Source organism: Microbacterium sp. SMR1, from assembly GCF_003289625.1.
GTDB lineage: Bacteria > Actinomycetota > Actinomycetes > Actinomycetales > Microbacteriaceae > Microbacterium > Microbacterium plantarum.
On sequence record NZ_QMBN01000001.1, the window covers coordinates 181170 to 207001 of the forward strand.

Consider the following 25832-nt stretch of genomic DNA (forward strand, 5'->3'; position numbering starts at 1 on the left):
CGGGCCCGAGCCCTGCTCGAGCCCGGGAGCTCGTCAGTTGACGGGACCGGTGAACTTCTCGCCGGGGCCCTTGCCGATCGGGTCGGGGATCGTCGACGCCTCGCGGAAGGCGAGCTGCAGCGAGCGCAGGCCGTCGCGCAGCGATCGCGCGTGCATGTCGCTGATCTCGGGAGCGCCGGCGGTGATGAGCCCGGCGAGGGCGTTGATGAGCTTGCGGGCCTCGTCGAGGTCGAGCTGGGTGGCCGGGTCGTCGGCGAGCCCGACCTTGACGGCGGCGGCGCTCATGAGGTGCACGGCGGCGGTGGTGATGACCTCGACCGCCGGCACGTCGGCGATGTCGCGGGTCGCGGCCGAGGCCGCGCGCTCCTGCTCCTCCCACCGCTGGCGACGAGCCTCGTCGTCGGTGAAAGTGCTGTTGTCGGCGGGGTTCGTGTCCACGTGTCGCTCTCTGCTAGACTGTGCGGGCACCGGAGTGTTCTACTCCGGATCGAAAGAGGATCACATCCCACCCGCGCTTGCCGTTCCAGGCTACCGGGTCATGCACTCCGCTCCGTCCGTCTCACCGCGGCCGGGGTAGCCAGGGTGCGGAACACGAATGCCGACGCACGCGCGTCGTGCGGGGTGGATGCGATGCTCTTCCGCCCGGGTCGCGTCCTCGCGTCCCGGTGGCCACCACCGCACGAACAGGAGTTCCGCACATCAGCGATCCCCGCACCAACGACCGCATCCGCGTCCCCGAGGTTCGCCTCGTCGGCCCCGCTGGAGAGCAGGTCGGCGTCGTCCGTATCGAGGTCGCCCTGCGTCTGGCGCAGGAGGCCGAACTCGACCTCGTCGAGGTCGCCCCGAACTCGAAGCCGCCCGTGGTCAAGATCATGGACTACGGCAAGTTCAAGTACGAAGCGGCTCAGAAGGCCAAGGAAACGCGCCGCAACCAGGCCAACACGGTCCTCAAGGAGGTCCGCTTCCGCCTGAAGATCGAGGCGCACGACTACATCACCAAGCTCAAGCGCGCCGAGGGCTTCCTCCAGGCGGGCGACAAGGTGAAGGCGATGATCCTGTTCCGCGGTCGCGAGCAGTCGCGTCCCGAGCAGGGTGTGCGCCTGCTCCGCAAGTTCGCCGAGGATGTCGCCGAGCTCGGCACCGTCGAGTCGAACCCGACGATCGACGGCCGCAACATGGTGATGGTCATCGCGCCGCACAAGAACAAGTCCGAGGTGAAGACCGAGCAGAACGCCCAGCGTGCCGCCAACAAGGAGGCAGCACGCCAGGCCCGCTCCGGCGACGCACCCGCGACCGAAGACGCCGCTCCCGCCTCGGCGGAGTAGCCCCCAGACTCCCGCCTCGCGGGAAACACAACGAAGGAAGAGACATGCCGAAGCAGAAGACCCACTCGGGTGCCAAGAAGCGCTTCAAGGTCACCGGCAGCGGAAAGATCAAGAAGCAGCAGGCGAACCTCCGCCACAACTTCGAAGGCAAGCCCACCAAGCGCACGCGCCGCCTGTCGGCCGACAAGATCCTGGCTCCCGGCGACGCGAAGGTCGCCAAGAAGCTCCTCGGCATCTGAGCGCTGCTGCGCACGAATAGGAAACAAACGAAATGGCTAGAGTCAAGCGGGCAGTAAACGCCCACAAGAAGCGTCGCGTCATCCTCGAGCGCGCCTCCGGTTACCGCGGACAGCGTTCGCGCCTGTACCGCAAGGCGAAGGAGCAGGTCACCCACTCGCTCGTCTACGCGTACCGCGACCGTCGCAAGCGCAAGGGCGACTTCCGCCGTCTGTGGATCCAGCGCATCAACGCCGCTGCCCGTCAGAACGGCATCACGTACAACCGCTTCATCCAGGGCCTCGGCCTCGCGGGTGTGCAGGTCGACCGTCGTATGCTCGCCGAGCTCGCCGTGAACGAGCCCGCCGTCTTCGCGTCGCTCGTGGCGACGGCCAAGGGCGCGCTGCCCGCCGACGTCAACGCTCCCAAGGCCTGATCGGGTCTTCGCGTTCCACGCACCGCACGAAGGGGCGTCCTCCGAGAGGAGGGCGCCCCTTCGCCGTATGCTGAAAACGTGCTCGAGAACCCCCGCTCGCCCCGCGTTCGCGCCGTCGCCAAGCTGACCAAGCGCAGCGCGCGTCAGGAGACCGGTCTGTTCCTGCTCGAGGGTCCGCAGGCCGCGCGCGAGGCGCTCGCGTACCGCCCCGACACCCTGGTCGAGGTCTTCGCGACACCTGGCGCGATCGAGCGGCATCCCGAACTGGCTGCGAACGCCGAGAAGGCCGGCGTCGCCGTCGTCTCGGCGAGCGAGGCCGTGCTCGAGGCGATGGCCGACACCGTCACGCCCCAGGGCATCGTCGCCGTCGCGCGTCAGTCGCCGTCGTCGCTGCGTGACATCTTCGCCGCCGGTCCCCGCCTCGTCGCGATCTGCGAAGAGGTGCGCGACCCCGGCAACCTCGGCACCATCATCCGAGCCGCGGATGCCGCCGGTGCGGATGCCATCGTCTTGACGGGTCGCACCGTCGATCCCTACAACCCCAAGGTGGTGCGCTCGACCACCGGGTCGCTGTTCCACCTGCCGATCGTGCTCGGTGTCGAGCTCGACGCCGCCGTGGCGCGGGCGCACGAGGCGGGACTGCGAGTCGTCGCCGCGGACGTCAAGGGCGAGGAGTTCCTCGACCACCGTGCGACGCTCGCGGAGCCCACGGCGTGGCTGTTCGGCAACGAGGCACGCGGCCTGGCCGACGAGGCCCTGGCTCAGGCCGACCTCGCGCTGCGGCTGCCGATCTACGGCGCCGCCGAGTCGCTCAACCTGGCGACCGCCGCGAGCGTCTGCCTGTACGAGACCGCCTTCGCCCAGCGCGCCGGCTGACCCCGTCGACGGCGCCAGCCGGATGCGCCGTGTATTCCGATTCTGTTACAGATCGGTGACTCGGTGCGTTCCTCGGGGTTCGAGGCGGGGGAGTGCTCTTAATGTGATCTCTTATGACGACTCCCGAAAACCCGGCGCCCCCGACGTCGAACATCTCGGTGCGCCGCGGCGACCCGCTCGTGGTGATCGAGGGCGTGCAGAAGCACTACGGCTCGTTCCAGGCTCTGAAGGACATCGACCTGACCGTCAACCGCGGCGAGGTCGTTGTCGTCATCGGTCCCTCGGGCTCGGGTAAGTCGACCCTCTGCCGCACGATCAACCGCCTCGAGACCATCAGCGAGGGCACGATCACGATCGACGGCGAGAAGCTGCCGTCCGAGGGCAAGGCTCTCGCGGCGCTCCGCGCCGACGTCGGGATGGTCTTCCAGTCGTTCAACCTCTTCGCCCACCTGACGATCCTCGAGAACGTCACGCTCGGTCCGATCAAGGTCAAGGGCATGAAGAAGGCCGAGGCCGAGAAGCTCGCCCGTGAGCTGCTCGACCGAGTCGGCGTGGGACACCAGGCCGACAAGCTGCCGGCGCAGCTGTCGGGCGGGCAGCAGCAGCGCGTCGCGATCGCCCGCGCGCTGGCGATGAAGCCGAAGGTGATGCTCTTCGACGAGCCCACGAGCGCGCTCGACCCCGAGATGATCAACGAGGTGCTCGACGTCATGGTCGGCCTTGCGCAGGACGGCATGACGATGATCGTCGTCACGCACGAGATGGGCTTCGCCCGCAAGGCCGCCGACCGCGTCGTCTTCATGGCCGACGGCCAGATCGTCGAAGAGGCCGTTCCCGAGCAGTTCTTCACGTCGCCCCGGAGCGACCGTGCCAAGGACTTCCTCTCCAAGCTCATCACCCACTGAGACCACCGACCTCCGCGCTCTGCACCGGGCGCGGAAGCCCCAACCAGGAGGACCACATGCGCAAGACACGAATCACCGGCGCCTTCGCCGGTGTCGCCATCGCTGCGATCGCTCTGACCGGCTGCAACAGCGGCTCGCCCACCTCGCCCGGCGGCGCCGCCGGCGGTGACGGCGGCGACAGCAACGAAGCCCTGTGGGAGGTCGCCTCCGACGTCTCGCTCGAGGGCAGCCCGACGTTCGACGCGATCCAGTCGCGTGACAAGGTGATCGTCGGTGTCAAGGAGGACCAGCCCGGTCTCGGCTTCCTCGACGCGACGACCAACGAGCGCAGCGGCTTCGACGTCGACATCGCACGCTGGATCGCGGCATCTCTCGGCTACGACGAGGACAAGATCGAGTTCAAGGCGATCGCGTCGGCCAACCGTGAGCAGGCCATCGTGAACGGCGACGTCGACTACTACGTCGGCACCTACTCGATCACCGACGCGCGCAAGCAGCAGATCGACTTCGCCGGTCCGTACTTCATCACGGGCCAGGGCCTGCTCGTCGCCGCGGACAGCGACATCGCGAGCGAGGACGACCTGAACGAGAACACGCGCGTGTGCTCGGCGACCGGTTCGACGCCCATCCAGAACATCAAGACGAACTACCCCGAGGTTCCCACCGAGGAGTTCGACCTCTACTCGGCCTGCGTCGACGCCCTCATCAACGGCACCGTCGACGCCGTCACGACCGACCAGGCGATCCTGATCGGCTACGCGGCGCAGTACCCCGACGAGATCAAGGTCGTCGGCGAGCCCTTCAGCGAGGAGAAGTACGGCGTCGGCCTGCGCAAGGGCGACGACGCGTTCCGCGCGCACATCAACGAGCTGCTCACCGACGGCGGCGACGTGTGGCAGGGCATCTTCGACAAGAACCTCGGTCAGTCCGGGATCACGGTCGAGCAGCCCGCGGTCGACGCGTACTGAGTCGCACTGACACCATGACCACGGGGCGGGGGCGTACGCGTCCCCGCCCCGCACCATCCAAGGAGACGATGTGGGCGTCATCACCGACAACCTCGACCTCTGGGGCGAGGCTCTCGGCAACACCCTGTTGCTGTTCTTCGCCGGCGGAGCGATCGCCCTGGTCCTCGGCACCCTGATCGGCGCCATGCGCGTCTCGCCGATTCCGGTGGCGCGCGCCTTCGGCACGGTCTACGTCAACACCATCCGCAACACCCCGCTGACGCTCGTCTTCTTCTTCTTCGCGTTCGGCTACCCGCAGCTCGACCTGCCGAACCCCGGCTTCACGGTGCTCGGCGTCTGGGCGCTGGGTATCTATACCGCGACCTACGTCGCCGAGGTCATCCGCGCGGGAATCAACACCGTGCCGGTCGGCCAGGCCGAGGCGGCCCGTGCGATCGGGCTCACGTTCGGCCAGGTCATGACGCTGGTCGTCATGCCGCAGGCCTTCCGGTCGGTCGTGCCGCCGATGATGAGCGTCTTCATCGCGCTGCTGAAGAACACCACGGTCGCCGCCGGCTTCTCCGTGGTCGAGCTCGGCGCCATCCGCGCGAACCTGAGCGAGCGCGGCGAGAACGCCCTGACCGTGCTCCTCTGGGTCGCCGTCGTCTTCGTCGCCCTGGTGCTGGTCCTCAGCGCCGTGCAGCGACGACTCGAGAACAAGTGGAGGATCGCGCGATGACTTCCGTCCTGTACGACGTTCCGGGGCCCCGCGCGATCCTGCGCAACCGCATCCTCGGCATCGTCACCGTCCTCCTGGTCGCCGCGGCGATCGGATTCGTGGTCTTCCGCTTCGCGGTGAGCGGTCAGTTCTCCGCCGACAAGTGGTACATCTTCACGTTCAGCAACGTGTGGCTCGGCATCCTCAAGGCGCTCGGCAACACGCTCGCCGCCTTCGGGCTCGCGGCCGTCGGTGCCCTGGCGCTCGGCTTCGTCCTCGCAATCGGCCGCCTGTCGGATCACGCGTGGGTGCGGATTCCCTTCGGCGTCGTCATCGAGGCGTTCCGGGCCGTGCCGGTGCTGATCTTCATGATGCTGATGTACTACGGGCTGCCGACGCTCGGCATCCGCATGGAGCCGTACTGGGCCGTCGTCATCGCCCTCGTCGCTTACAACGGCTCCGTGCTGGCGGAGGCCCTGCGCGCCGGCATCGAGTCGCTGCCGCGCGGACAGAAGGAGGCCGGCTACGCGATCGGTCTGCGCAAGAGCGGCGTCATGCGCCTCGTCCTGCTGCCGCAGGCGGTCCGCGCAATGCTGCCCGTCATCGTCGCGCAGCTCGTCGTGACGCTGAAGGACACCGCGCTCGGCTTCATCATCACCTATCCCGAGCTGCTGTACTACGCCAAGCAGCTGACCTCCCAGCCGGGGCGCCCGATCCTCCAGGCGGGCATCGTCATCGGCGCGATCTACATCGTGATGTGCCTGCTGCTGTCGTGGTTCGCCAGCTTCCTCGAGAAGCGCCTCTCGCGGTCGCCGCGCACCCCAGGCGGCGGCGCAGCTGCTGTCGACCCGCTGCACCACCCGGTGGCGCCGACGACCGATACCGAGCTCATCGCCACGCAGAAGGGGATCGGCAAGTACGACTCCAATAGCTCGGGCAGCGCCTGACGCACCGAGCGCGACCTCGACGGGCCCCTCACGCGAAAGCGGAGGGGCCCGTCGCCGGTAGACTCGACTCCCGTGTCCGACGCACCCGAGATCACCCCTGACGCGGTCGCCGCGGCGGTGGATGCGGCCCTCGCCGCCATCGCCGACGCGTCCTCCACCGCCGAGCTGAAGTCCGCCCGCAACGCCCACACGGCCGAGGGGTCGCCGCTCGCGCGCCTCAACGCGCAGCTGCGGTCGGTGCCCAACGAGAAGAAGGCCGAGTTCGGCAAGCTCGTGGGCCAGGCGCGTGGCCGTGTCACCCAGGCGCTCGCCGCCCGCGAGGGCGAGCTCGCCGCCGCCGAGACGGCCGCGAAGCTCGAGGCCGAGGCGCTCGACGTCACCGCCATCGCCCCGCGCGGACGCGTCGGGGCGCGGCATCCGATCTCGCTCCTGCAGGAGGAGGTCGCCGACCTCTTCGTCGGGATGGGCTGGGAGATCGCCGAGGGGCCGGAGCTCGAGCACGAGTGGTTCAACTTCGACTCGTTGAACTTCGACGTCGACCATCCCGCGCGCCAGATGCAGGACACGTTCTTCGTCGACCCGGTCGCGCGGCACCTCGTCATGCGCACGCAGACGAGCCCCGTGCAGATGCGGTCGATGCTCGAGCGCGACATCCCGATCTACGTCCTCTCGCCGGGCCGGGTGTTCCGCACCGACGAGTACGACGCGACCCACCTCCCCGTGTTCACGCAGTTCGAGGGCCTCGTCGTCGATAAGGGCATCACGATGGCGCACCTCAAGGGCACACTCGACCACGCGGCGCGCGAACTGTTCGGCCCCGAGGCGAAGACCCGTTTCCGCACCAACTACTTCCCGTTCACCGAGCCGAGCGCCGAGCTCGACCTGTGGCACCCGACCTTCGCCGGCGGAGCGCGCTGGATCGAGTGGGGCGGCTGCGGCATGGTGAACCCCAATGTGCTCCGTGCCGCGGGCATCGATCCCGAGGTCTACTCCGGGTTCGCCTTCGGCATGGGCATCGAGCGGACGCTGATGTTCCGCTCCGACGTGAAGGACATGCGCGACATGGCCGAGGGCGATGTGCGTTTCAGCGAGCAGTTCGGGATGGTGGTCTGATGCGCGTTCCGCTGTCGTGGTTGCGTGAGTACGTCGAGGTACCGGCGGATGCCGCGCCTGAGGACATCCTCGCGGCGCTGGTGTCGGTCGGCTTCGAGGAGGAGGACGTCCACGGTTTCGACCTGACCGGTCCGATCGTCGTGGGCCGCGTCGTCTCGTTCGAGCCCGAGCCGCAGTCCAACGGCAAGACGATCCGCTGGTGCCAGGTCGATGTCGGCGAGGCGAACGGCGGCGTGCGCGGCATCGTCTGCGGCGCCGGCAACTTCTTCGAGGGTGACAAGGTGGTCGTGACCCTTCCCGGCGCCGTGCTGCCCGGTCCGTTCCCGATCGCGGCGCGCAAGACGTACGGCCACGTCTCGGACGGCATGATCGCCTCGGCGAAGGAGCTGGGCCTCGGCGACGAGCACTCGGGCATCCTGCGCCTGACCGAGCTCGGTCTCGACCCGGAGGTCGGCACCGACGCGATCGCGCTGCTCGGACTCGACGACGCCGCGATCGACGTCAACGTCACCCCCGACCGCGGCTACGCGCTGTCGGTGCGGGGCATCGCGCGCGAGTACTCGCACGCGACCGGCGCGGCATTCCGCGACCCGGGCCTGCGCGAGTTCGACGAGCTCGAGCACCCCGCGACGGGCTTCGACGTCGCGGTCGACGACCAGGCGCCGATCCGCGGCCGCGTCGGTGCGACCGAGTTCGCGGTGCGCGTCGTCTCGGGCGTCGACCCGTCGCGGCCGACGCCGCCGTGGATGGTCGCGCGTCTCACGCTCGCCGGCATCCGCTCGCTCGGCATCCTGATCGACATCACCAACTACGTGATGCTCGAGCTCGGCAACCCGATTCACGGCTACGACCTCGACAAGCTCACCGGCGGCATCACGGTGCGTCGCGCGACGGCGGGCGAGAAGCTCACGACGCTCGACGGCAAGGAGCGCACCCTCGACGGCGAAGACCTGCTCATCACCGACGAGTCGGGTCCCATCGGCCTCGCCGGCGTCATGGGCGGCGGCACGACCGAGATGACGGATGCGACGCGCAATGTGCTCATCGAGGCCGCGATCTTCGACACCGTCACGATCGCCCGCACCGCTCGTCGGCACAAGCTGCCGAGCGAGGCCTCGCGGCGCTTCGAGCGCGGTGTCGACCCGCTGCTGCCGTTCGTGGCCGCCCGCCGCGTCGCCGACCTCATGGTCGAGCTCGCCGGCGGCACGCTCGAGCCGGTCGGTGGCGCGCTGTTCGGCGAGGTGTTCCTCGAGGCGATCGATCTGCCGCGCGGCTTCGTCGCAGGCCTCATCGGCATCGACTACACCGACGACGAGGTCGTCTCGGCGCTCGAGACGATCGGCGCCGAGGTGACCGACACGGATGCCGGTTGGGAGGTCATCCCGCCGTCGTGGCGCCCCGACCTCACCGACAAGTGGACGCTGGCCGAAGAGGTCGCGCGCATCCACGGCCTCGACCGCGTTCCTTCGGTCCTCCCGACGGCTCCCTCCGGCCGCGGCCTGACGGAGGCGCAGAAGGGGCGCCGCCGCGTGTCGAACGCGCTGGCGGCCGCGGGATTCGTCGAGACCCCGTCGTTCCCGTTCACGACGCGCGACAGCAACGATCTCCACGGTTCGGCCTCGGGTGAGGAGCTGCCCTCGGTCAAGATCGCCAACCCGCTCGACGGGCAGGCGCCCTACCTGCGCCGCTCGCTCGTACCGGGCCTGCTGCAGGTCGCGCACCGCAACGTCTCGCGCGGACTGACCGATCTCGCCCTCTTCGAGGTCGGTGCCGTCTTCCTCCCCGAGCCCGGCCAGCAGTACGGCACCGCGACGGTGCCGCCGCTCGCCGCGCGTCCCGACGACGCCACGCTCGCGGAGCTCCACGCGTCGATCCCGCCGCAGCCGCGTCACGTTGCGGTGCTCGTCGCCGGCAACGTGGCGCCCAAGTCGCCGGGGCATGCCGCCGTCGCGGCCGATCTCAGCGACGTGTTTGCGGCTGTCGCCGCGATCGGTTCGGCGGCCGGCGTCGACATCGAGATCTCGCAGGCCCGTCGTGCCGCGCTGCACCCGGGTCGCGCCGCCGCGCTCACGGTGGGAGGTGTCGAGGTCGGGTACGCCGGGGAGCTGCATCCCGAGGTCTCGGCTGCTGCCGACCTGTCGGGCCGGGTCCTCGTCGCCGAGATCGACCTCGACGCCGTTCTGGCGAGCGCGGGGGAGCGGGTCGTCGTCGCGTCGCTGTCGGGCTACCCGGCGGCCACGCAGGACGTCTCGCTCGTCGTTCCTGCGGACGTGACGGCGGGTGCGCTCGCCTCGGCACTGTCGGAGGGGGCGGGCCAGCTCCTCGAGTCGCTCCGTCTCGTCGACGACTACCGCGGTGCCGGCGTTCCCGAGGGCTCGAAGAGCCTGACGTTCGCGCTGCGCTTCCGCGCCGACGACCGCACCCTCACGGCGGCCGAGGCGAGCGAGGCCAAGCTCGCGGGCGTCGCCGTCGCGGCCGAGCGTTTCGGCGCCGTCATCCGCGACTGACCTGCATATCGGGCGCAGTTCCCGACGTCACGCGCGGTTACGATCGCGCTCCACGTCCGGAACTGCGCCCGACGCGTTCCTGCGACCGGCCGGCCGACCGAGAGGGGCTCAGCGCGAGCCCCAGTTCCAGGCCGGAACGTCGAGTAGACCCTGACCGCGGACCGTCGTCTCGGCGTTCGATCGCTGGAGTTCGACGCGCGACGGTTCGGGCAGAGCGTCGACGAGCGCATCGGCATGCGACACCGTGAGCACCTGCGTGCGCTCGGATGCCGCTCGGATGAGCGAGGCCAGCGGCGCGAGGAGCGACGGATGCAGGCTCGCCTCGGGCTCGTTCAGCACCAGAAGCGGTGCGGGTCGCGCCGGCAGCAGCGCGGCGCACAGCAGCAGGTACCGCAGCGTGCCGTCCGAGAGCTCGGCCGCATCGAGCGGACGCAGCAGGCCGGGCTGCTCGATCGTCAGGCGGAAGAGTCCGTCGGAGGTCACGACGCGCACGCGGCTGCCCGGGAACGCCTGGTCGACCGCACGCGCCAGAGCGTCGCCGTGCCCGGCGTCGACGATCGTCGCCCAGGTCGCGGGGAGATTCGCTCCGTCGTGCGCCAGGGTGTGACTGCGAGTGCCGACCTGCGGCTGTCGGGCGGGGGCGTCGAGGTCGACGCGGAAGTGGTCGTAGAAGCGCCACGCGGTCATCGCGCGGCGGAGGGTCAGCAGTTCGGGGGCGGTGTCGCCGTCGGCGAGATCGGTGACGATGCTCTCGTACGGCGCCAGCTGCTGGTCGAGCATCGTCCAGGAGTGCTCGCGCACGCGGGTGAGCTGTCGCGTGCGGTCGATGAGCAGTGTCGACGGCTTGGCGACGACACCGGCGAACACCTGTTCGCGTTTGATCTCGGGGTCGCGGGCGAACGGACTGGTCTGATCGCCCTGCGGGATGCCGAGATCGATGAGGTACCCCAGCTCGTCGGACGCGTAGCCGAGCTGCACCGCGACGGGTCCCCGGCGCACCGTTCCCTGATCTCCGCCGTTCTCGGGCCCGGCCCAGAGGACCGACGGCAGCCCTCCTTCGCGTGCCAGCGCGCCCACGATGTCGCCCCGCGCCGCTGCGGCGAGCAGGCGCAGGGCACGGTAGAGGTTCGACTTGCCCGAGCCGTTGGGCCCGGTGACGACCGTGAGGTCGCCGAGCGGCACGACGACGTCGCGGAGCGAGCGGTATCCCGATACAGCCAGAGTGCGCAGCATCCCCTCACTCTGGCATCCGCGTCTGACACCGCCGTCCGCTTCCCGATAGTGTCGGGGCCGTGAGCGAGATCCCAGCCAGCGTCACCCCATCCTCCCCGGCGGCCGGTGCCGCCCCCGCCCTCGAACTGCTCGGCCTGGTCAAGAGGTTCGGTGAGAAGGTCGCCGTCGACGGCATCGACCTCGTCGTGCCGGCCGGCTCGTTCTACGGACTCGTCGGACCGAACGGCGCCGGCAAGACCACGAGCCTCTCCATGGCCACGGGGCTGCTGCGCCCGGATGCCGGCACCGCGCGTGTCCACGGGATCGACGTGTGGCGCGACCCGGTGGCCGCCAAGCGCACGATCGGCAACCTCGCCGACGGCGTGCGGCTCTTCGACCGTCTGACGGGGGAGCAGCTCATCACCTACACCGCGATGATGTTCGGGCTGCCGCGCCCCGAGATCGCACCGCGCGTGTCGGACCTGCTCGACCTCATGGACCTGCGCGGCGCCGCCGGGACGATCGTCGCCGACTACTCAGCGGGCATGACCAAGAAGGTCGCGCTCGCCTGCGCCCTCGTGCACGCCCCGCGCCTGCTCGTGCTCGACGAGCCCTTCGAGTCGGTCGACCCGGTGTCGGCCGCGAACATCGAGGACGTCCTGCGCAGCTACACCAGCTCGGGCGGATCGGTGATCGTCTCGAGCCACTCGATGGACCTCGTCCAGCGCATGTGCGACCACGTCGCCGTCATCGCCGCAGGCCGCGTGCTCGCCGCGGGCACGATCGACGAGGTGCGTGCCGGCGAGAGCCTGCAGGACCGCTTCGTCTCGCTCGTCGGCGGACGCCACCAGTCGGAGGGACCACAGTGGTTGCGACAGTCCTGAAGCTGCGTTATCGCGTTCTCGGAAACACGCTCGCCCGTCGCCCCTGGCAGCTCGTCGGCTTCATCCTCGGATCGCTCTGGGGTCTCGGCATCCTCGGCGGGCTCGTCGTCGGGTTCGTCGCGCTGTCGGTGTTCGAGAACCTCGAGGCCGCGACCGTCGTCGCGGTCCTCGGCGGCTCGCTGCTGATCCTCGGCTGGCTCGTAGGCCCGATCATCATCGCGGGACTCGACAGCACGGTCGACGCCGTGCGCCTGGCGCCGTTCCCCCTGACGCGCCGTCAGGTCATGCTCGCCCTCGCGGGTGCCGGGCTCACCGGCATCCCCGGCATCGTCACCACGGTCGCTGCCCTCGCGACGCTCATCGTGTGGGTGCGGTGGCCGGTCGCGGCTATCGTCGCCGTGCCGACGGTACTGCTCGGCGTTCTCACCTGCGTGCTGGCCTCGCGCCTCATGGGCGAGCTCTCGGGCGGCATGGGCGGCCGGCGCTCGCGCGAGATCATCGGCACCGTCGTGCTCGTCGTGCTCATCATGACCGGTCCCATCCTCACCGGCATCGCCGCGCTGCTCGATCAGGCCGGGGGCGATCTGTGGACGCGACTGCAGCAGGCCGCCGGTATCCTCGCCTGGACTCCGCTCGGTGCCGCCTGGTCGGTCGCCCCGAGCGTGGCGGCGGGGCAGTGGCTTCCCGCGCTCGCCAGCACCGTGATCGCCATCGTGACCGTCGTGGTTCTGTGGATCGTGTGGGACCGCGTCATCGAGACGGCCGTGTCGTCGCCGCGCCAGCGCGCGACTCGCACCGTGGCTGCTGGCAAGCTCGGCCTCTTCGGCGTGATGCCGACCGGTGGTGTCGGCGCGACGTGGGCGCGATCGCTCTCGGGATGGCTGCGTGATCCGCGGTACCTGCGGCAGCTCATCGTCATCCCGCTGTTCCCGGTGCTCTTCGCCTTCACCGGCGGGACCGACGGCTTCATGTTCCTCATCTCGCCGGTGCTCGCCGCGCTCGTGATGGCGGCGGTCGGCTACGCCGATGTCTCCTTCGACGGCACGGCCTTTGGCACGACTCTCGCCACCGGCATCTCCGGCCGCGCCGACCGCCTCGGTCGTCTGCTCGGCGCCGCGTGCGTCGGAGTTCCGCTGATCGGTCTCATCGCGGTCGCCACCGCGGTGGTCTCGGGCGATGCGGCGCACCTGCCCGCGGTGCTGGGAGCGGCCCTTGGCGTGCTGCTGGCCGGATACGGCGCGTGCGCGGTGTCGTCGGCGCTCATCGTCACCCCGGTGCCCGCACCCGGTGACAGCCCGTTCAAGAGCACCCCGGGTCAGAACTCCATCATGGGCCTGCTGGTCTTCGTCGTATGGGCCGCGGTGATCGCATTGTCGTTGCCGGCCATCGTGCCCGCCGTCGTGAACGCCGTGACGGGAGACGCGATGTGGGGCTGGATCGCGCTGGCCGCCGGTGTCGTGTTCGGCGCGGTGGTCGCGATCGTCGGCGTGCTCGTCGGTGGCCGCACGATCGAGCGGACCGGTCCCGACCTGCTCGTGCGCATCAAGTCGTTCCCCACCTGATCGACGTCCGGCCCCGCGGCCCCGGTCGAGATCAGCGGTAGCGGCGGCCCTCGTCGCGTCGGTACAGCCACACGACGAGGGCTCCCAGCGCGAGCGTCCATGCGACGACGCCGAGGATCGCCCAGAGGGGCACCTCGGCACCGGTCGCGACGCCGACGACGATCTCTCGAGCCTGACGGATCGGCAGGACCGACGAGGCGGTGTCGAGCCAGGCGGGGAAGAACTGCGGGGGCAGGAACAGGCCGCCGCCGAAGGCGAGCAGGAACAGGGCCACCTGCGTGACGGCGATGGCGGCCTTCGGGCCCGTCGTGAGACCGATGATCGCACCGATGAGCATCGGCGGAAGCGCCGTCGCGATCACGAGCACGATGGCCGCGAGCAGCGGGAGAGGTTCGGGCCGCGCGCTGGTGAAGACACCTCCGACGACGAGCAGCGGCACCATCGCCACGGTCGCGATCGCGAGGGTCGCCAGGATCAGCGCCCCGATGCGGGCGAGCGGGCTGCCGGGGAGCGTCCGCAGATAGGGCGTCCACGGCTTCGAGCGTTGCTCGGCGAGCTCGAGCCCGACCGAGAACAGCCCGGACGACATGAAGGCGAACACGACCATCGAGCAGACGGCGGCGGTGGCGACGCTGCTATCCGCCACGACCGCGCCCTGGGGCAGCACGAACAGGCAGAACGCGAGGGTCGGGAACACGACCGACCCGATCACCGCGATCGGAACCCGTGCGGTCTCGATGAGGTTGTATCTGGTCGCGGTCAGGGTGAGCGAGAGCGTGGACATCAGGCGGCCTTCTCGGTGTGCGCGGACGTGGCGGTCAGGGAGAGGAACGCCTCCTCGAGCGTCGCTCCGCGCACCGTCAGATCGCGGAACGGCAGATCGGCGGCGACGAGTGAGCGGACGAGAGCGTCGGAGTCGCCGACGACGGCCGTCACGGCGTCGTCCGCGGTGGAGACGGATGACTCGGGGTCGAGGCGCCGGATGTCGTCCGCCGAGACTCCGCGCAGGGTGACACGGCGTCGGGAGACGCTCGACACGACGGCCGCGAGCGTGTCATCGGTGCGGACGGCACCGTCGTCGATGACGACGACGCGGTGAGCGAGCTGCTCGATCTCCTCGAGGTGGTGGCTCGTGACCACGACGGCGCATCCGGCGGCGTGCCGGGCGCGGACGGCATCCCACAGTGCTCGTCGGGCGTCGACGTCGAGACCGGTCGTGGGCTCGTCGAGCAGCACGAGGTCGGGGTCGCCGACGAAGGCCAGCGCGACGGCCACACGCCGCTGCTGCCCGCCCGACAGTGCTCCGCACTGCTGGCGCAGCAGCGGGCCGAGGTCGAACTCCTCGATGATGCGGGCGCGGGGGGAAGGATGCGGGAAGTGCGCCGCGACGAAGTCGAGGACCTCTCCGACCCGCAGTGCGTCGGGCAGCGCCGTCGCCTGGGGCGTGGAGCCGAGCCGGACGCGCGACGAGGTGTCGCGCGGGTCGCCGCCGAACAGGCGCACCTCGCCGCTGGTCGGGGTTCGCAGGCCCTCGACGAGCGACAGGAGGGTCGTCTTGCCGGCGCCGTTCGGCCCCAGTAGACCGACGCATTCGCCGGCGTGGATGTCGAGGGACACTCCGGACAGGGCGGTGACGTCGCCGAACCGCTTCACGAGGTCGCGGGTGCGGATGAGGGCGGTCATGATCCTCCTCCGAGGAGATCGAGCAGATGGGTGCGGTAGGTGCGGAACGCGGCGCGCCCGGCGGGGGTCAGCGCGACGTAGGTCACGGGCTTCCGGCCCGCGAAGGCCTTGCTGGTCTCGACGTAGCCCGCCGCCTCGAGCTTCGCGAGGTGCGTGGTGAGGTTGCCGGCGGTCATCCCGAGCAGCTTCTGCAGCACGGGGAAGGTCACCTCGTCGCCGTCGGCGAGGGCCTCGTTCAGCGCGGTGACGATGCGCAGGCGGGCCGGGGCGTGGATGACCGGGTCGAGCTCGGTCATCGGCTGCCTTCCGCCGGGATGACGCCGCGCAGCATCAGGGTCGCGACGATGAGCATCGCGAGCGGTCCGACGGTCGCGTACACGAGGTAGTTGGTCGGCGTGCCCGCGTACGAGGCCACGATCGCGGTGGCGATCATGACGATGCCGAGTGCGTACTGGACGGGGGAGCGCCACAGCGCCCCGCCGGCGAGGTAGAGCACGCCGACCAGCAGGACGAAGATCGCGGGGGAGAGCACCGCCATGACGGCGGCGTCCGCGCCGGCGCGCTGTACCGCGCCGATGAGGAGCCCGGCACCGAACATCGACAGCGACCACGCCCAGCCGTACATGGCCCCGGCCAGGCGCGACGGCCCCCGCACGCCCACGCCGGAGCGGATGCCGGCGACGGCCGAGACGACGATGCCGGCGATGAGCACCGCGCCGAAGACGATCCATGCGGGGGTCGTCGGAATGCGGAACCAAGGGTTGCCGCCCCCGTCGGCCGCGCTCCAGATGGCTCCGAATCCGACGATCCACGCCGCCGCCCAGGTGATGAGCATCACCGCGTAGTTGCGGTTGACCCAGTGCGCGGTGCGCCGGCGCTGGTCCTGCATGAGGGCGAGCATCGCCGCCGGGTCGGCCTGCTGCTCGTCATCCATCGAATCCTGCTCCATGCAAACCACTTTGCACCGCAAACCTCACCCGGTCAACTCGAGTCGAGATGCTCGAGATTTGGCGGATGCCGCGAGGGAGCGCTACTGTCGGCGCATGTCTTCGGCCCCGCAGCGCACCGTCTCGGTGCTTCGCGCGCGCCGACGTCTGGGCGACCGCCGACGCTAGGCGACCCTGCACGCTCCCGCATCCGCGGTCGAGCGCGTGGTGTCGCCGCCGCCGGTCCCCGTCGCCGCGAAGGCGACGTCATCCCAGACAATAAGGTGGAAGTCATGCCCCTCTCCGTCGCCGTCTCCGGCGCATCCGGATACGCGGGAGGCGAGATCCTGCGCCTGCTCGCCGCTCACCCCGAGGTCGAGATCCGCACGGTGACCGCGCACTCCAACGCCGGTCAGCCGCTCATCGATCACCAGCCGCACCTCCGCTCGCTGCGTCATCTCACGCTGCAGCCCTCGACGCCCGAGGTGCTCGCGGGGCACGACATCGTGTTCCTCGCCCTCCCGCACGGTCAGTCGGGTCAGTACACCGAGGCGCTCGCCGACACCGCCCTCGTCATCGACGCGGGCGCCGACCACCGGCTGACGTCGTCGGACGACTGGGATGCCTTTTACGGCGGCGACTTCCACGAGCCCTGGACCTACGGTGTGCCCGAGCTCCTCATCGGAGGCGCCACCGGCACCGGCAAGCAGCGCGACGAGCTCGTCGGAGCCTCGCGCATCGCTGCTCCCGGGTGCAACGCCTCGACCGTCGCGCTGAGCCTCGCGCCCGGTGTCGCGGCCGGAGTCATCGACCCGAGCGACATCGTGAGCGTGCTCGCGGTCGGTCCGTCCGGCGCGGGCAAGAGCCTGAAGACGAACCTCCTCGCCGCCGAGATCCTCGGATCGGCGAACCCCTATGCCATCGGCGGGACGCACCGCCACATCCCCGAGATCCGGCAGGCGCTTCGGGGAGCGGGCGCGGCAGGCGACATCCGCATCTCGTTCACCCCCGTCCTCGTGCCGATGTCGCGCGGCATCCTGGCCACCTCGACCGCTCCGATCGCGGACGGCGTCTCCGACGCTCAGATCCGCGAGGCGTGGGAGAGCGCCTACGCCGACGAGACGTTCGTGCAGCTGCTCCCCGAGAGCTCCTTCCCTCGGACAGCGGACGTCACCGGCGCGAACACCGCGCTCATGGGCCTGGCGATCGACCGGGCCGCCGGCCGCGTGGTCGTCGTGACCGCGGTCGACAACCTTGCCAAGGGCACCGCGGGTGCCGCCATCCAGTCGATGAACATCGCCCTCGGTTTCACCGAGACCACGGGCCTGAGCGTGAACGGAGTCGCCCCGTGAGCGTCACCGCCCCCCAGGGTTTCGAAGCCGCCGGTGTCGCCGCGGGTCTGAAGTCGACCGGAAAGCCCGACGTCGCCGTCGTCGTCAACCGCGGCCCGCTCAAGGTCGGCGCCGCGGTGTTCACCTCGAACCGCGCCAAAGCGAACCCGATCATGTGGTCGCAGCAGGCGATCGCCGACGGCGTCGTCGAAGCCATCGTCCTCAACTCCGGCGGAGCGAACTGCTTCACGGGCAGCTTCGGCTTCCAGACGACGCACCAAACCGCCGAGAAGGCGGGGGAGCTGCTGGATGTCAGCTCGGGCGATGTGCTCGTCTGCTCCACGGGCCTCATCGGCACCGGCGACGAGGTGTTCCGCGCCAAGGTGCTCGAGGGCACCACGGCGGCGATCGGCTCGCTCAGTGCCGAGGGCGGCGAGGACGCCTCGCTCGCGATCATGACCACCGACTCGCGGCCCAAGCGCGCCGTCGTCTCGCGGGGTGGCTGGACGATCGGCGGCATGGCGAAGGGCGCGGGGATGCTCGCACCGGGCCTCGCGACGATGCTCGTCGTCATCACTACCGACGCCGTTCTCGACGCGGCGCAGGCGGATGCCGCGCTGCGCTCCGCTACCCGCACGAGCTTCGACCGGCTCGACTCCGACGGGTGCATGTCAACCAACGACCAGGTCACGCTCATGGTCAGCGGCGCGTCGGGCGTGGCGCCGGATGCCGCCGAGTTCGCCGCCGCGCTCGCCGAGCTGTGCGCCGACCTCGCCGAGCAGCTGCAGGGCGACGCCGAAGGCGCGAGCCACGACATCGCGATCGAGGTCGTCGGCGCGGCATCCGAAGAGGACGCCGTCGTCGTCGGACGCTCGGTCGCCCGCAACAATCTCTTCAAGGCCGCGATCTTCGGCAACGACCCGAACTGGGGCCGGGTGCTCGCCGCGATCGGCACGACCGACGCGGCCTTCGACCCCTACGACGTCGACGTCTCGTTCAACGGCGTGCGGGTGTGCACCGCCGGCGGGCCCGACCGTCCGCGTGAAGAGGTCGACCTGACGCCCCGCGCGACGCGCATCCTCATCGACCTGAAGTCGGGCGATGCCACGGCGACGATCCTCACGAACGACCTCACGCACGACTACGTCCACGAGAACAGCGCTTACTCCTCATGAACGACATCGACCTCCAGTACACGACCCCCGAAGAGGCGGCCGCCAAGGCGGGCGTCCTCATCGAGTCGCTGCCGTGGCTGCAGCGCTTCCGCGATCAGATCATCGTCATCAAGTACGGCGGCAACGCGATGGTTTCTGAGGAGTTGCAGGAGTCGTTCGCGCAGGACATCGCTTACCTCCGCTTCGTCGGCGTGAAGCCCGTCGTCGTCCACGGCGGCGGCCCGCAGATCTCGAGAATGCTCGACCGGCTCTCGATCGAGAGTGAGTTCAAGGGCGGCTACCGGGTCACCAGCACCGAGGCGATCGACGTCGTCCGGATGGTGCTGACCGGGCAGATCAACCCGCAGCTCGTCGCCCGCATCAACGCGTACGGCCCGTTCGCCACGGGCCTGTCAGGCGAGGATGCCGGTCTGTTCGGCGGTCGCCGGCGCGGCGTCGTGATCGACGGTACCGAGCATGACCTCGGGCACGTCGGCGATGTCGTCGAGGTCGACCCGCAGCCGGTGCACGATCAGCTCGACGCCGGACGCATCCCGGTGATCTCCTCGATCGCACCCGATCTCGACAACCCTGGTCATTCGCTCAACGTGAATGCGGATGCCGCAGCCGCGGCTCTCGCGACGGCCCTCGGCGCCACGAAGCTCGTCGTCCTCACCGACGTGCCCGGCCTCTACGCCGACTGGCCCAACCGCGACTCGCTCGTCTCGCATCTGACGTCGACCGACCTGCGCGCGATGCTGCCGAAGCTCGAGTCGGGGATGATCCCGAAGATGCAGGCATGCCTCGACGCGGTCGACGGGGGAGTGGACACGGCGGCCATCATCGACGGACGCCAGCCCCACTCGGTGCTGGTCGAAGTCTTCACAGCACAGGGAATCGGTACGGAGGTGGTGGCGGGATGACGAACCCGACGATCCAGCAGACAGCGCCCACATGGGCGGATGACGTCGATCGCGACCTCGTCCGCAGCGCCGGCGCACGCCTGGCGCTGCTCGAGCGCGGCGAGGGCGCGTACGTCTGGGATGTCGACGGCAAGCGCTACCTCGACTTCCTGGCCGGCATCGCCGTCAACTCGCTCGGACATGCTCACCCCGTGTTCGTCGAGGCGGTCTCGCGTCAGGCAGCCACGTTGTCGCACGTCTCGAACTACTTCGCCACGCCGCCGCAGCTCGAGCTCGCGGCGAAGCTCAAGCGTCTCGCGGGCACCGGCGACGCCGGTCGCGTCTACTTCGGCAACTCCGGCGCCGAGGCGAACGAGGCGGCGTTCAAGCTCGCGCGTCTGCACGGCGGAGCCGAGCGCCCCCGCATCCTCGCGCTGAAGGACGCGTTCCACGGTCGCACGATGGGCACCCTCGCCCTCACCGGCAAGCCGCAGATGCAGCAGCCGTTCGAGCCGATGGTTCCCGGCGTCGAGAGCATCGACTCCACGATCGAGGCTCTCGAGGCCGCGATCGACGACCGCGTCGCGGCCCTGTTCGTCGAGCCCATCAAGGGCGAGGCCGGGGTCATCCCGCTGCCCGAGGGCTACCTCGCGGCGGCGCGTGAGATCACGAAGCGCCACGGCGCGCTGCTGATCATCGACGAGATCCAGACCGGTGCCGGGCGCACCGGCGCGTGGTTCGCCTTCCAGCACGCCGGCATCGAGCCCGACGCGATCACGGTCGCCAAGGGCATCGGCGGCGGCTTCCCGATCGGCGCACTGATCACCTTCGCGAGCGCGAGCGACCTCTTCTACCCGGGCACGCACGGCTCGACGTTCGGCGGCAACCCGCTGGGCACCGCGGTGGCGTCGGCGGTGCTCGGCGAGATCGAGAACGGCGGGCTCGTCGAGGCCGCCGCAGCTCACGGCGCACGCCTGCGGCAGGTGCTCGAGACGATCGATTCGGCACTGGTCGAGGGCGTGCGCGGTCAGGGTCTGCTGCTGGGCGTCGGGCTGCGGCATCCGGTCGCCGGCGCCGTCGTCGCGGCGGCGCAGGAGCACGGCCTGATCGTCAATGCGGCCAATGACCGGACCGTGCGGATCGCTCCGCCGCTCACCATCGGCGACGTCGAGATCGACGAGTTCGCCGAGCTTTTCACCGCCGCGCTGCGCACCGTCGAGTCGGCCCTGCTTCTCGAGAACACGACCACGGAGGAATCCGCATGACCCGCCACCTGCTCCGCGACGACGACCTGAGCCCGGCCGAGCAGGCCGAGGTCCTCGATCTCGCCCTCTCGCTGAAGAAGGACCGCTGGAAGCTGAAGCCCCTCGAGGGTCCGCAGACCGTCGCGGTCATCTTCGACAAGTCGTCGACCCGCACGCGCGTCTCGTTCGCCGTCGGCATCGCCGACCTCGGTGGCTCGCCGCTGATCATCTCGACGGCCAACAGCCAACTCGGCGGCAAGGAGACCCCGTCCGACACCGCGCGCGTGCTCGAGCGCCAGGTCGCCGCCATCGTCTGGCGCACGTACGCGCAGGCGGGCCTCGAGGAGATGGCGCGCGGTACCCGCGTGCCGGTCGTCAACGCGCTGAGCGACGACTTCCACCCGTGCCAGCTGCTCGCCGACCTGCTGACCATCCGCGAGCACAAGGGCGACCTCGCCGGGCTCACGCTGTCGTTCTTCGGCGACGGGCAGTCGAACATGGGTCACTCGTACGTGCTCGCGGGCGTGACCGCGGGCATGCACGTTCGAGTCGCGTCTCCCGAGGGGTACGGCCCGCGTGAGGATGTCGTCGCCGACGCGCAGCGCATCGCGGCACAGACGGGCGGATCGGTCACGATCCTCGTCGACCCGCTCGAAGCAGCATCCGGCGCCGACGTCATCGTGACCGACACGTGGGTGTCGATGGGCAAGGAGGAGGAGAAGATCGCACGCATCCGCGATCTGGGTGCGTACAAGGTGACGCAGCAGACGATGGATGCCGCCGCCGACGGCGCGATCTTCATGCACTGCCTGCCCGCCGACCGGGGCTACGAGGTCGACGCCGACGTCATCGACGGCTCGCACAGCGTCGTCTGGGACGAGGCCGAGAACCGTCTGCACGCGCAGAAGGCGCTGCTGGTCTGGCTGCTGCGTCAGCAGTGAACGCGGAGCGGTGAGGAGCGGCCGGTGCCGGGGATGAGCGAGATGCTGCGGCGCCGGCCGCTGTTCGCGCCCTCGCGCATCGACGGCATCGACCTCGCTCGCGGCCTCGCCGTGATCGGGATGCTCGCGGCGCACCTGCTCGCGATCCCCGACTTCGATTGGACGATCCCCTCCTCGTACGAGGGGATCGTCCACGGGCGCTCGTCGATCCTGTTCGCAACGCTCGCGGGTGTCTCGATCGGGCTCATCAGCGGCGGACCGGTTCCGCTGCGCGGGCCACGACTCGAGACTGCCCGTCTGCGCCTGCTCGTGCGGGCCGGAGCGATCTGGGTGATCGGCGTGCTGCTTCTCTTCCTCGCGGTGCCGGTGTACGTCATCCTTCCCGCCTACGCGCTGCTGTTCGTGATCGCCGCGGCGGTGCTGCCGCTGCGGGCACGCACGCTGCTCATCGCGGCCGCGGTCGTCGGGCTCGTCGCGCCGTTTCCGCAAGCGGCGATCGACGGCCTGTCGTTCTGGTCGACACCCGAGGGGGTCGACGTCTCGAACGCTGTCGGATGGCACTACCCGTTCCTGACCTGGATGGCGTTCGTCCTCGCGGGCATGGGGGCGGCGCGCCTCGACCTGCGCTCGCGCGCGACGCCGTGGTTCCTCGCGCTCGCGGGGCTCGCCCTGACCGCTGCCGGGGCCGCTCTCGACATCGTGTGGGGGCGCTCCGAGGTCTTCGGACAGACCCCGTGGACCGGGGAAGCGCATTCGTCCGGACTGTTCGAGGTGATCGGATCCGGCGGGTTCGCCCTCCTCGTCATCGGCGTGTGCGTGCTCGTGTGCCGGACGCCCCTCACGTGGGTCGCGCTGCCGCTGCGCGCCGTGGGCTCGATGCCGCTGACCGCGTACTCGGCGCAGATCGTCGTATGGGCATTCACCCGGCCCGCCGCCGAGCCGGGCGTCTTCGAGCTCGACTCCTACCGAGCCCTCGATCCGTTCTGGCCGATGACCCTCGGCATCATCGTCGGATGCACCGCCTGGGCGCTCGTCGTCGGGCGGGGCCCCCTCGAAGCCGGCATCGACGCACTGGTCCGGCTGACGGTGCGGGGGCGCGTGGAGGCGCCGGGCACAGCGATGCCGCCCCGATAGGCTGGAGCGATGAGCGCAGACACGTCAGGCGGCACGAACTCCGGGGCTCTCTGGGGAGCCCGCTTCGCCTCGGGCCCCGCGCCCGAGCTGGCCCGCCTGAGCCGATCGACGCACTTCGACTGGGCGCTCGCCGGATACGACATCGCCGGATCTCACGCTCACGCGAAGGCGCTCGCCGCCGCCGGGTACCTCACGCCCGACGAGGAGAGCCGCATGCACGCGGGGCTCGACTCGGTGCTCGCCGCCGTGCGCGACGGATCGCTGCAGCCAGCCCCCGGCGACGAAGACGTGCACGGCGCCTTGGAGGCCGCCCTCATCGCGACCGTCGGGCCGGAGCTCGGCGGCAAGCTGCGCGCCGGACGCAGCCGCAACGACCAGATCGCCACGCTCGTGCGCCTGTACCTGCTCGATCACGCCGAGGTCATCGCCCGCGACATCCTGCGGGTCATCGACGCCATCGTCGGTCAGGCCGAGAACCACTCCCGCGCGATCATGCCCGGTCGCACCCACCTGCAGCACGCGCAGCCGGTGCTGCTCGCCCACCACCTGCAGGCCCACGCCTGGCCGCTGCTGCGCGACCTGGAGCGCCTGCGCGACTGGTCGGCGCGCGCGCGGGTCTCGCCCTACGGTGGGGGAGCGCTCGCCGGTGCGACCCTCGGTCTCGACCCGCAGCTCGTGGCCACGGAGCTCGGCCTCGAGCGTCCCGCCGACAACTCGATCGACGGCACCTCCTCGCGGGATGTCGTGGCCGAGTTCGCTTTCATCGCCGCGATGATCGGCGTCGACATCTCGCGGTTCGCCGAAGACATCATCATCTGGAACACCCGCGAGTTCGGCTTCGTCACGCTCGATGACGGCTACTCGACCGGGTCGAGCATCATGCCGCAGAAGAAGAACCCCGACATCGCCGAGCTCGCCCGCGGCAAGGCCGGTCGTGTGATCGGCAACCTCTCGGGCCTGCTCGCGACCCTCAAGGCGCTGCCGCTCGCGTACAACCGCGACCTGCAGGAAGACAAGGAGCCGGTCTTCGACTCGATCGAGACGCTCGAGGTGGTCTTGCCCGCGTTCGCCGGCATGGTCGCGACGCTCCGCTTCGACGTCGACCGGATGGCCGAGCTCGCGCCGCAGGGGTTCTCGCTCGCGACCGATGTCGCCGAGTGGCTCGTCAAGCGCGGTGTGCCGTTCCGCGAGGCGCACGAGATCTCGGGCTCGCTCGTGCGGCTCTGCGAGGAGCGGGGCATCGAGCTGCATGAGGCATCCGATGACGACCTCGTCTCGGTCTCGGAGCACCTGGCTCCCGAGGTCCGCGAGGTTCTGTCGCCCGAGGGATCGGTCGCCAGCCGCGACGGCATCGGCGGAACCGCGCCGGTGCGGGTCGACGAGCAGCGTGCGGCACTGATCGCTCAGGCTCAGCAGGCCGTGCGGGTGTGGCAGCTCTGACATAAGCGATCAGCTGATATCAGGCATTCATCAGCTGATGACTGATATCCGCGAGATATAAGTGCTAGCCTGATCTGCATGACCGTTGCTGTCATCGCCGACATCGTCGGCTCTCGTCTGCTCGACGATCGCAGCCGCACCCAGGCGCAGATCGAAGCAACGATGGCCGAGGTCGATCGCGCCCTTCCCGTCGCCGTGACCCCGATGCGTGCCACGTTCGCCGACGAGTTCCAGGCGGTCTTCGACGAGCTGGATGACGCGCTGGCCTGGCTTCTGCTCCTGCAGCTGTCGCTGCCCGACGAGGCGTCGCTGCGCTTCGGGGTCGGTGTCGGCGACGTCGGCTCGGTCGCATCCGAGAGCTCGGACATCTCCGACGGGCCGGGGTGGTGGCGGGCGCGCGAGGCGATCGAGCAGGTGCACGCGATGCAGGATCGCGCGGTTCCGCGCGCCCGCATCCGCATTGTCGGAGGGGACGACGAGGATGTCGCCATGGCCGACCGCATCCGCTTCGCCAACGCCTACGCGCTCGCCCGCGACGAACTCGTCGGGGCGATGTCGGCGCGTGCGCGGCGCCTGACCTACGGCCGCTGTCTCGGTCGCACCCAGGGCGCGCTCGCGAAGGAGGACGGCATCACCCAGTCGGCCGTGTCGCAGCTGCTGGCGTCATCCGGAGCTCCCGCGATCGTCGCCGGGTACGCGGCCCTGACGGAGCGCTCGTCGTGATCGGCGCGGGACTCATCCTTCTCGCGGTCGGCGGGCTCGACCTCGCCCGCAAGCGGCTGTCGGGCGCGAAGCTCGGGATCGTGCTGGTGGTCCTCGGCGCGGCGCTGCTGCCGCTCGCGGCCTGGGCGGGCGCCGCGGCCTGGTGGTTCGCGGCGATCGCCGTCGCGGCCGGGTGGGCGGCGGTCACCTCGACGCGCGAGCCCACTCGATGGGGACTGTGGCCTGCGGCGCTCCTGGCCGTTGTGGTGGCCGTGGCGGTCGCCCTCATCGGGGTGCGCGACGGCCAGGGGCCTCTGGAACAGATCTGGCCGATCGACTCGCCGCTCGGCGTTGTGAGCCTCGACCTCGCCATCGCGCTCGCGGGAGCGCTGGTCTTCCTCGTCGAATCGGGCAACGTCATCGTGCGCGCGTCGCTGCGGGGCGGTGTCGTGGCAGCAGAGGCGACGAACGCGCTGAAGGGTGGGCGCATCATCGGCCCTCTCGAGCGCGTGTTGGTCTTCGCCCTCACCCTCACCGGGGCGTTCACGCTGCTGGCCGCCGTGCTCGCGGCGAAGGGCATCGTCCGCTTCCCGGAGATCTCGCGCGACCACGACGGGGGCGACCGCGCCGAGTACTTTCTCGTCGGAAGCCTCGTCAGCTGGGTCGTCGCCCTCGGCGCGGCCTTTCTCATCTGGTGGGGCACCGCCGCCTGACCGTCATCGAGGCG

General features: G+C 70.2%; 27 protein-coding genes. 21 read left to right on the top strand and 6 right to left on the bottom strand.

What is annotated here, in order from left to right:
* Positions 1-33: 33 nt before the first annotated feature.
* Complete coding sequence (locus DO944_RS00870) at positions 34-438, bottom strand: DUF1844 domain-containing protein (RefSeq protein ID WP_023951737.1); 405 nt, start codon at positions 436-438, stop codon at positions 34-36.
* A 227-nt stretch (positions 439-665) separates the two neighbouring features.
* On the opposite strand from DO944_RS00870, the gene infC reads away from it, so the two are divergent.
* The 10 genes from infC to pheT all read left to right on the top strand — a co-directional run bounded on the left by infC (position 666) and on the right by pheT (position 9990).
* Positions 666-1325 carry a translation initiation factor IF-3 gene (gene infC / locus DO944_RS00875; RefSeq protein WP_240309666.1) on the top strand — a complete coding sequence of 220 codons (660 nt, stop codon included), beginning with the start codon at positions 666-668 and terminating at the stop codon, positions 1323-1325.
* 44 nt (positions 1326-1369) lie between these two features.
* Entirely contained in the window at positions 1370-1564 is a 195-nt protein-coding gene (gene rpmI / locus DO944_RS00880; RefSeq protein ID WP_005048908.1) for a 50S ribosomal protein L35, read from the top strand.
* Between the two features lie 32 nt (positions 1565-1596).
* Positions 1597-1977: a 50S ribosomal protein L20 gene (gene rplT, locus DO944_RS00885; protein ID WP_023951735.1), complete on the top strand. Its 381-nt coding sequence runs from the start codon at positions 1597-1599 to the stop codon at positions 1975-1977.
* 78 nt (positions 1978-2055) lie between these two features.
* Positions 2056-2853 carry an RNA methyltransferase gene (locus DO944_RS00890; protein ID WP_112613799.1) on the top strand — a complete coding sequence of 266 codons (798 nt, stop codon included), beginning with the start codon at positions 2056-2058 and terminating at the stop codon, positions 2851-2853.
* 113 nt (positions 2854-2966) lie between these two features.
* Positions 2967-3758 carry an amino acid ABC transporter ATP-binding protein gene (locus tag DO944_RS00895; RefSeq protein ID WP_112613801.1) on the top strand — a complete coding sequence of 264 codons (792 nt, stop codon included), beginning with the start codon at positions 2967-2969 and terminating at the stop codon, positions 3756-3758.
* A gap of 56 nt (positions 3759-3814) precedes the next feature.
* Positions 3815-4726, top strand: coding sequence for a glutamate ABC transporter substrate-binding protein (locus DO944_RS00900; protein ID WP_112613803.1), 912 nt, complete (start codon positions 3815-3817; stop codon positions 4724-4726).
* 70 nt (positions 4727-4796) lie between these two features.
* Complete coding sequence (locus DO944_RS00905) at positions 4797-5444, top strand: amino acid ABC transporter permease (RefSeq protein WP_112613805.1); 648 nt, start codon at positions 4797-4799, stop codon at positions 5442-5444.
* Entirely contained in the window at positions 5441-6370 is a 930-nt protein-coding gene (locus tag DO944_RS00910) for an amino acid ABC transporter permease (RefSeq protein ID WP_112615047.1), read from the top strand. The genes DO944_RS00905 and DO944_RS00910 overlap by 4 nt, the downstream gene beginning before the upstream one ends.
* Positions 6371-6442: 72 nt before the next feature.
* Positions 6443-7483 (top strand): phenylalanine--tRNA ligase subunit alpha, encoded by a 1041-nt coding sequence (gene pheS, locus DO944_RS00915; protein WP_094261998.1) that lies wholly within the window; start codon positions 6443-6445, stop codon positions 7481-7483.
* Positions 7483-9990, top strand: coding sequence for a phenylalanine--tRNA ligase subunit beta (pheT, locus tag DO944_RS00920; RefSeq protein ID WP_112613807.1), 2508 nt, complete (start codon positions 7483-7485; stop codon positions 9988-9990). The genes pheS and pheT overlap by 1 nt, the downstream gene beginning before the upstream one ends.
* Before the next feature lie 108 nt (positions 9991-10098).
* Here pheT and DO944_RS00925 read toward each other — a convergent pair whose 3' ends face one another.
* Complete coding sequence (locus DO944_RS00925) at positions 10099-11223, bottom strand: AAA family ATPase (protein ID WP_112613809.1); 1125 nt, start codon at positions 11221-11223, stop codon at positions 10099-10101.
* A 59-nt stretch (positions 11224-11282) separates the two neighbouring features.
* Between DO944_RS00925 and DO944_RS00930 the strand changes: the two genes are divergently transcribed.
* Together DO944_RS00930 and DO944_RS00935 are read left to right on the top strand one after the other, a co-directional pair.
* Positions 11283-12086, top strand: a complete 804-nt coding sequence (locus tag DO944_RS00930; protein ID WP_240309665.1) for an ABC transporter ATP-binding protein — start codon at positions 11283-11285, stop codon at positions 12084-12086.
* Complete coding sequence (locus tag DO944_RS00935) at positions 12068-13648, top strand: hypothetical protein (RefSeq protein WP_112613811.1); 1581 nt, start codon at positions 12068-12070, stop codon at positions 13646-13648. The genes DO944_RS00930 and DO944_RS00935 overlap by 19 nt, the downstream gene beginning before the upstream one ends.
* 31 nt (positions 13649-13679) lie before the next feature.
* On the opposite strand, the gene DO944_RS00940 is transcribed toward DO944_RS00935, so the two are convergent.
* From DO944_RS00940 to DO944_RS00955, 4 genes are read right to left on the bottom strand one after another with little or no spacing between them, the layout of a single operon-like run.
* Entirely contained in the window at positions 13680-14432 is a 753-nt protein-coding gene (locus DO944_RS00940; protein ID WP_112613813.1) for an ABC transporter permease, read from the bottom strand.
* Positions 14432-15331: an ABC transporter ATP-binding protein gene (locus tag DO944_RS00945; protein ID WP_112613815.1), complete on the bottom strand. Its 900-nt coding sequence runs from the start codon at positions 15329-15331 to the stop codon at positions 14432-14434. The genes DO944_RS00940 and DO944_RS00945 overlap by 1 nt, the downstream gene beginning before the upstream one ends.
* Positions 15328-15627 carry a transcriptional regulator gene (locus DO944_RS00950; protein ID WP_112613817.1) on the bottom strand — a complete coding sequence of 100 codons (300 nt, stop codon included), beginning with the start codon at positions 15625-15627 and terminating at the stop codon, positions 15328-15330. The genes DO944_RS00945 and DO944_RS00950 overlap by 4 nt, the downstream gene beginning before the upstream one ends.
* Entirely contained in the window at positions 15624-16280 is a 657-nt protein-coding gene (locus DO944_RS00955) for a hypothetical protein (RefSeq protein ID WP_146751985.1), read from the bottom strand. The genes DO944_RS00950 and DO944_RS00955 overlap by 4 nt, the downstream gene beginning before the upstream one ends.
* A 270-nt stretch (positions 16281-16550) precedes the next feature.
* On the opposite strand from DO944_RS00955, the gene argC reads away from it, so the two are divergent.
* The 9 genes from argC to DO944_RS01000 all read left to right on the top strand — a co-directional run bounded on the left by argC (position 16551) and on the right by DO944_RS01000 (position 25818).
* Complete coding sequence (gene argC, locus DO944_RS00960; protein ID WP_112613821.1) at positions 16551-17609, top strand: N-acetyl-gamma-glutamyl-phosphate reductase; 1059 nt, start codon at positions 16551-16553, stop codon at positions 17607-17609.
* Positions 17606-18763: a bifunctional glutamate N-acetyltransferase/amino-acid acetyltransferase ArgJ gene (gene argJ / locus DO944_RS00965; protein ID WP_112613823.1), complete on the top strand. Its 1158-nt coding sequence runs from the start codon at positions 17606-17608 to the stop codon at positions 18761-18763. The genes argC and argJ overlap by 4 nt, the downstream gene beginning before the upstream one ends.
* Entirely contained in the window at positions 18760-19665 is a 906-nt protein-coding gene (gene argB, locus DO944_RS00970) for an acetylglutamate kinase (RefSeq protein ID WP_112613825.1), read from the top strand. Before argJ ends, argB begins: the two co-directional genes overlap by 4 nt.
* Positions 19662-20909: an acetylornithine transaminase gene (locus DO944_RS00975; RefSeq protein ID WP_112613827.1), complete on the top strand. Its 1248-nt coding sequence runs from the start codon at positions 19662-19664 to the stop codon at positions 20907-20909. The genes argB and DO944_RS00975 overlap by 4 nt, the downstream gene beginning before the upstream one ends.
* Positions 20906-21829, top strand: a complete 924-nt coding sequence (argF, locus tag DO944_RS00980; RefSeq protein WP_064956902.1) for an ornithine carbamoyltransferase — start codon at positions 20906-20908, stop codon at positions 21827-21829. Before DO944_RS00975 ends, argF begins: the two co-directional genes overlap by 4 nt.
* 33 nt (positions 21830-21862) lie before the next feature.
* Positions 21863-22963, top strand: a complete 1101-nt coding sequence (locus DO944_RS00985; protein ID WP_112613829.1) for a heparan-alpha-glucosaminide N-acetyltransferase domain-containing protein — start codon at positions 21863-21865, stop codon at positions 22961-22963.
* 9 nt (positions 22964-22972) lie between these two features.
* On the top strand, positions 22973-24403 hold the full coding sequence (gene argH, locus DO944_RS00990) for an argininosuccinate lyase (RefSeq protein WP_112613831.1): 1431 nt from the start codon (positions 22973-22975) through the stop codon (positions 24401-24403).
* A gap of 78 nt (positions 24404-24481) precedes the next feature.
* Positions 24482-25126: a SatD family protein gene (locus tag DO944_RS00995; RefSeq protein WP_112613833.1), complete on the top strand. Its 645-nt coding sequence runs from the start codon at positions 24482-24484 to the stop codon at positions 25124-25126.
* The gene (locus DO944_RS01000) at positions 25123-25818 is read left to right on the top strand and encodes a hypothetical protein (protein WP_112613835.1); all 696 of its coding nucleotides are present in this window, start codon (positions 25123-25125) and stop codon (positions 25816-25818) included. Before DO944_RS00995 ends, DO944_RS01000 begins: the two co-directional genes overlap by 4 nt.
* Positions 25819-25832: the final 14 nt, after the last annotated feature.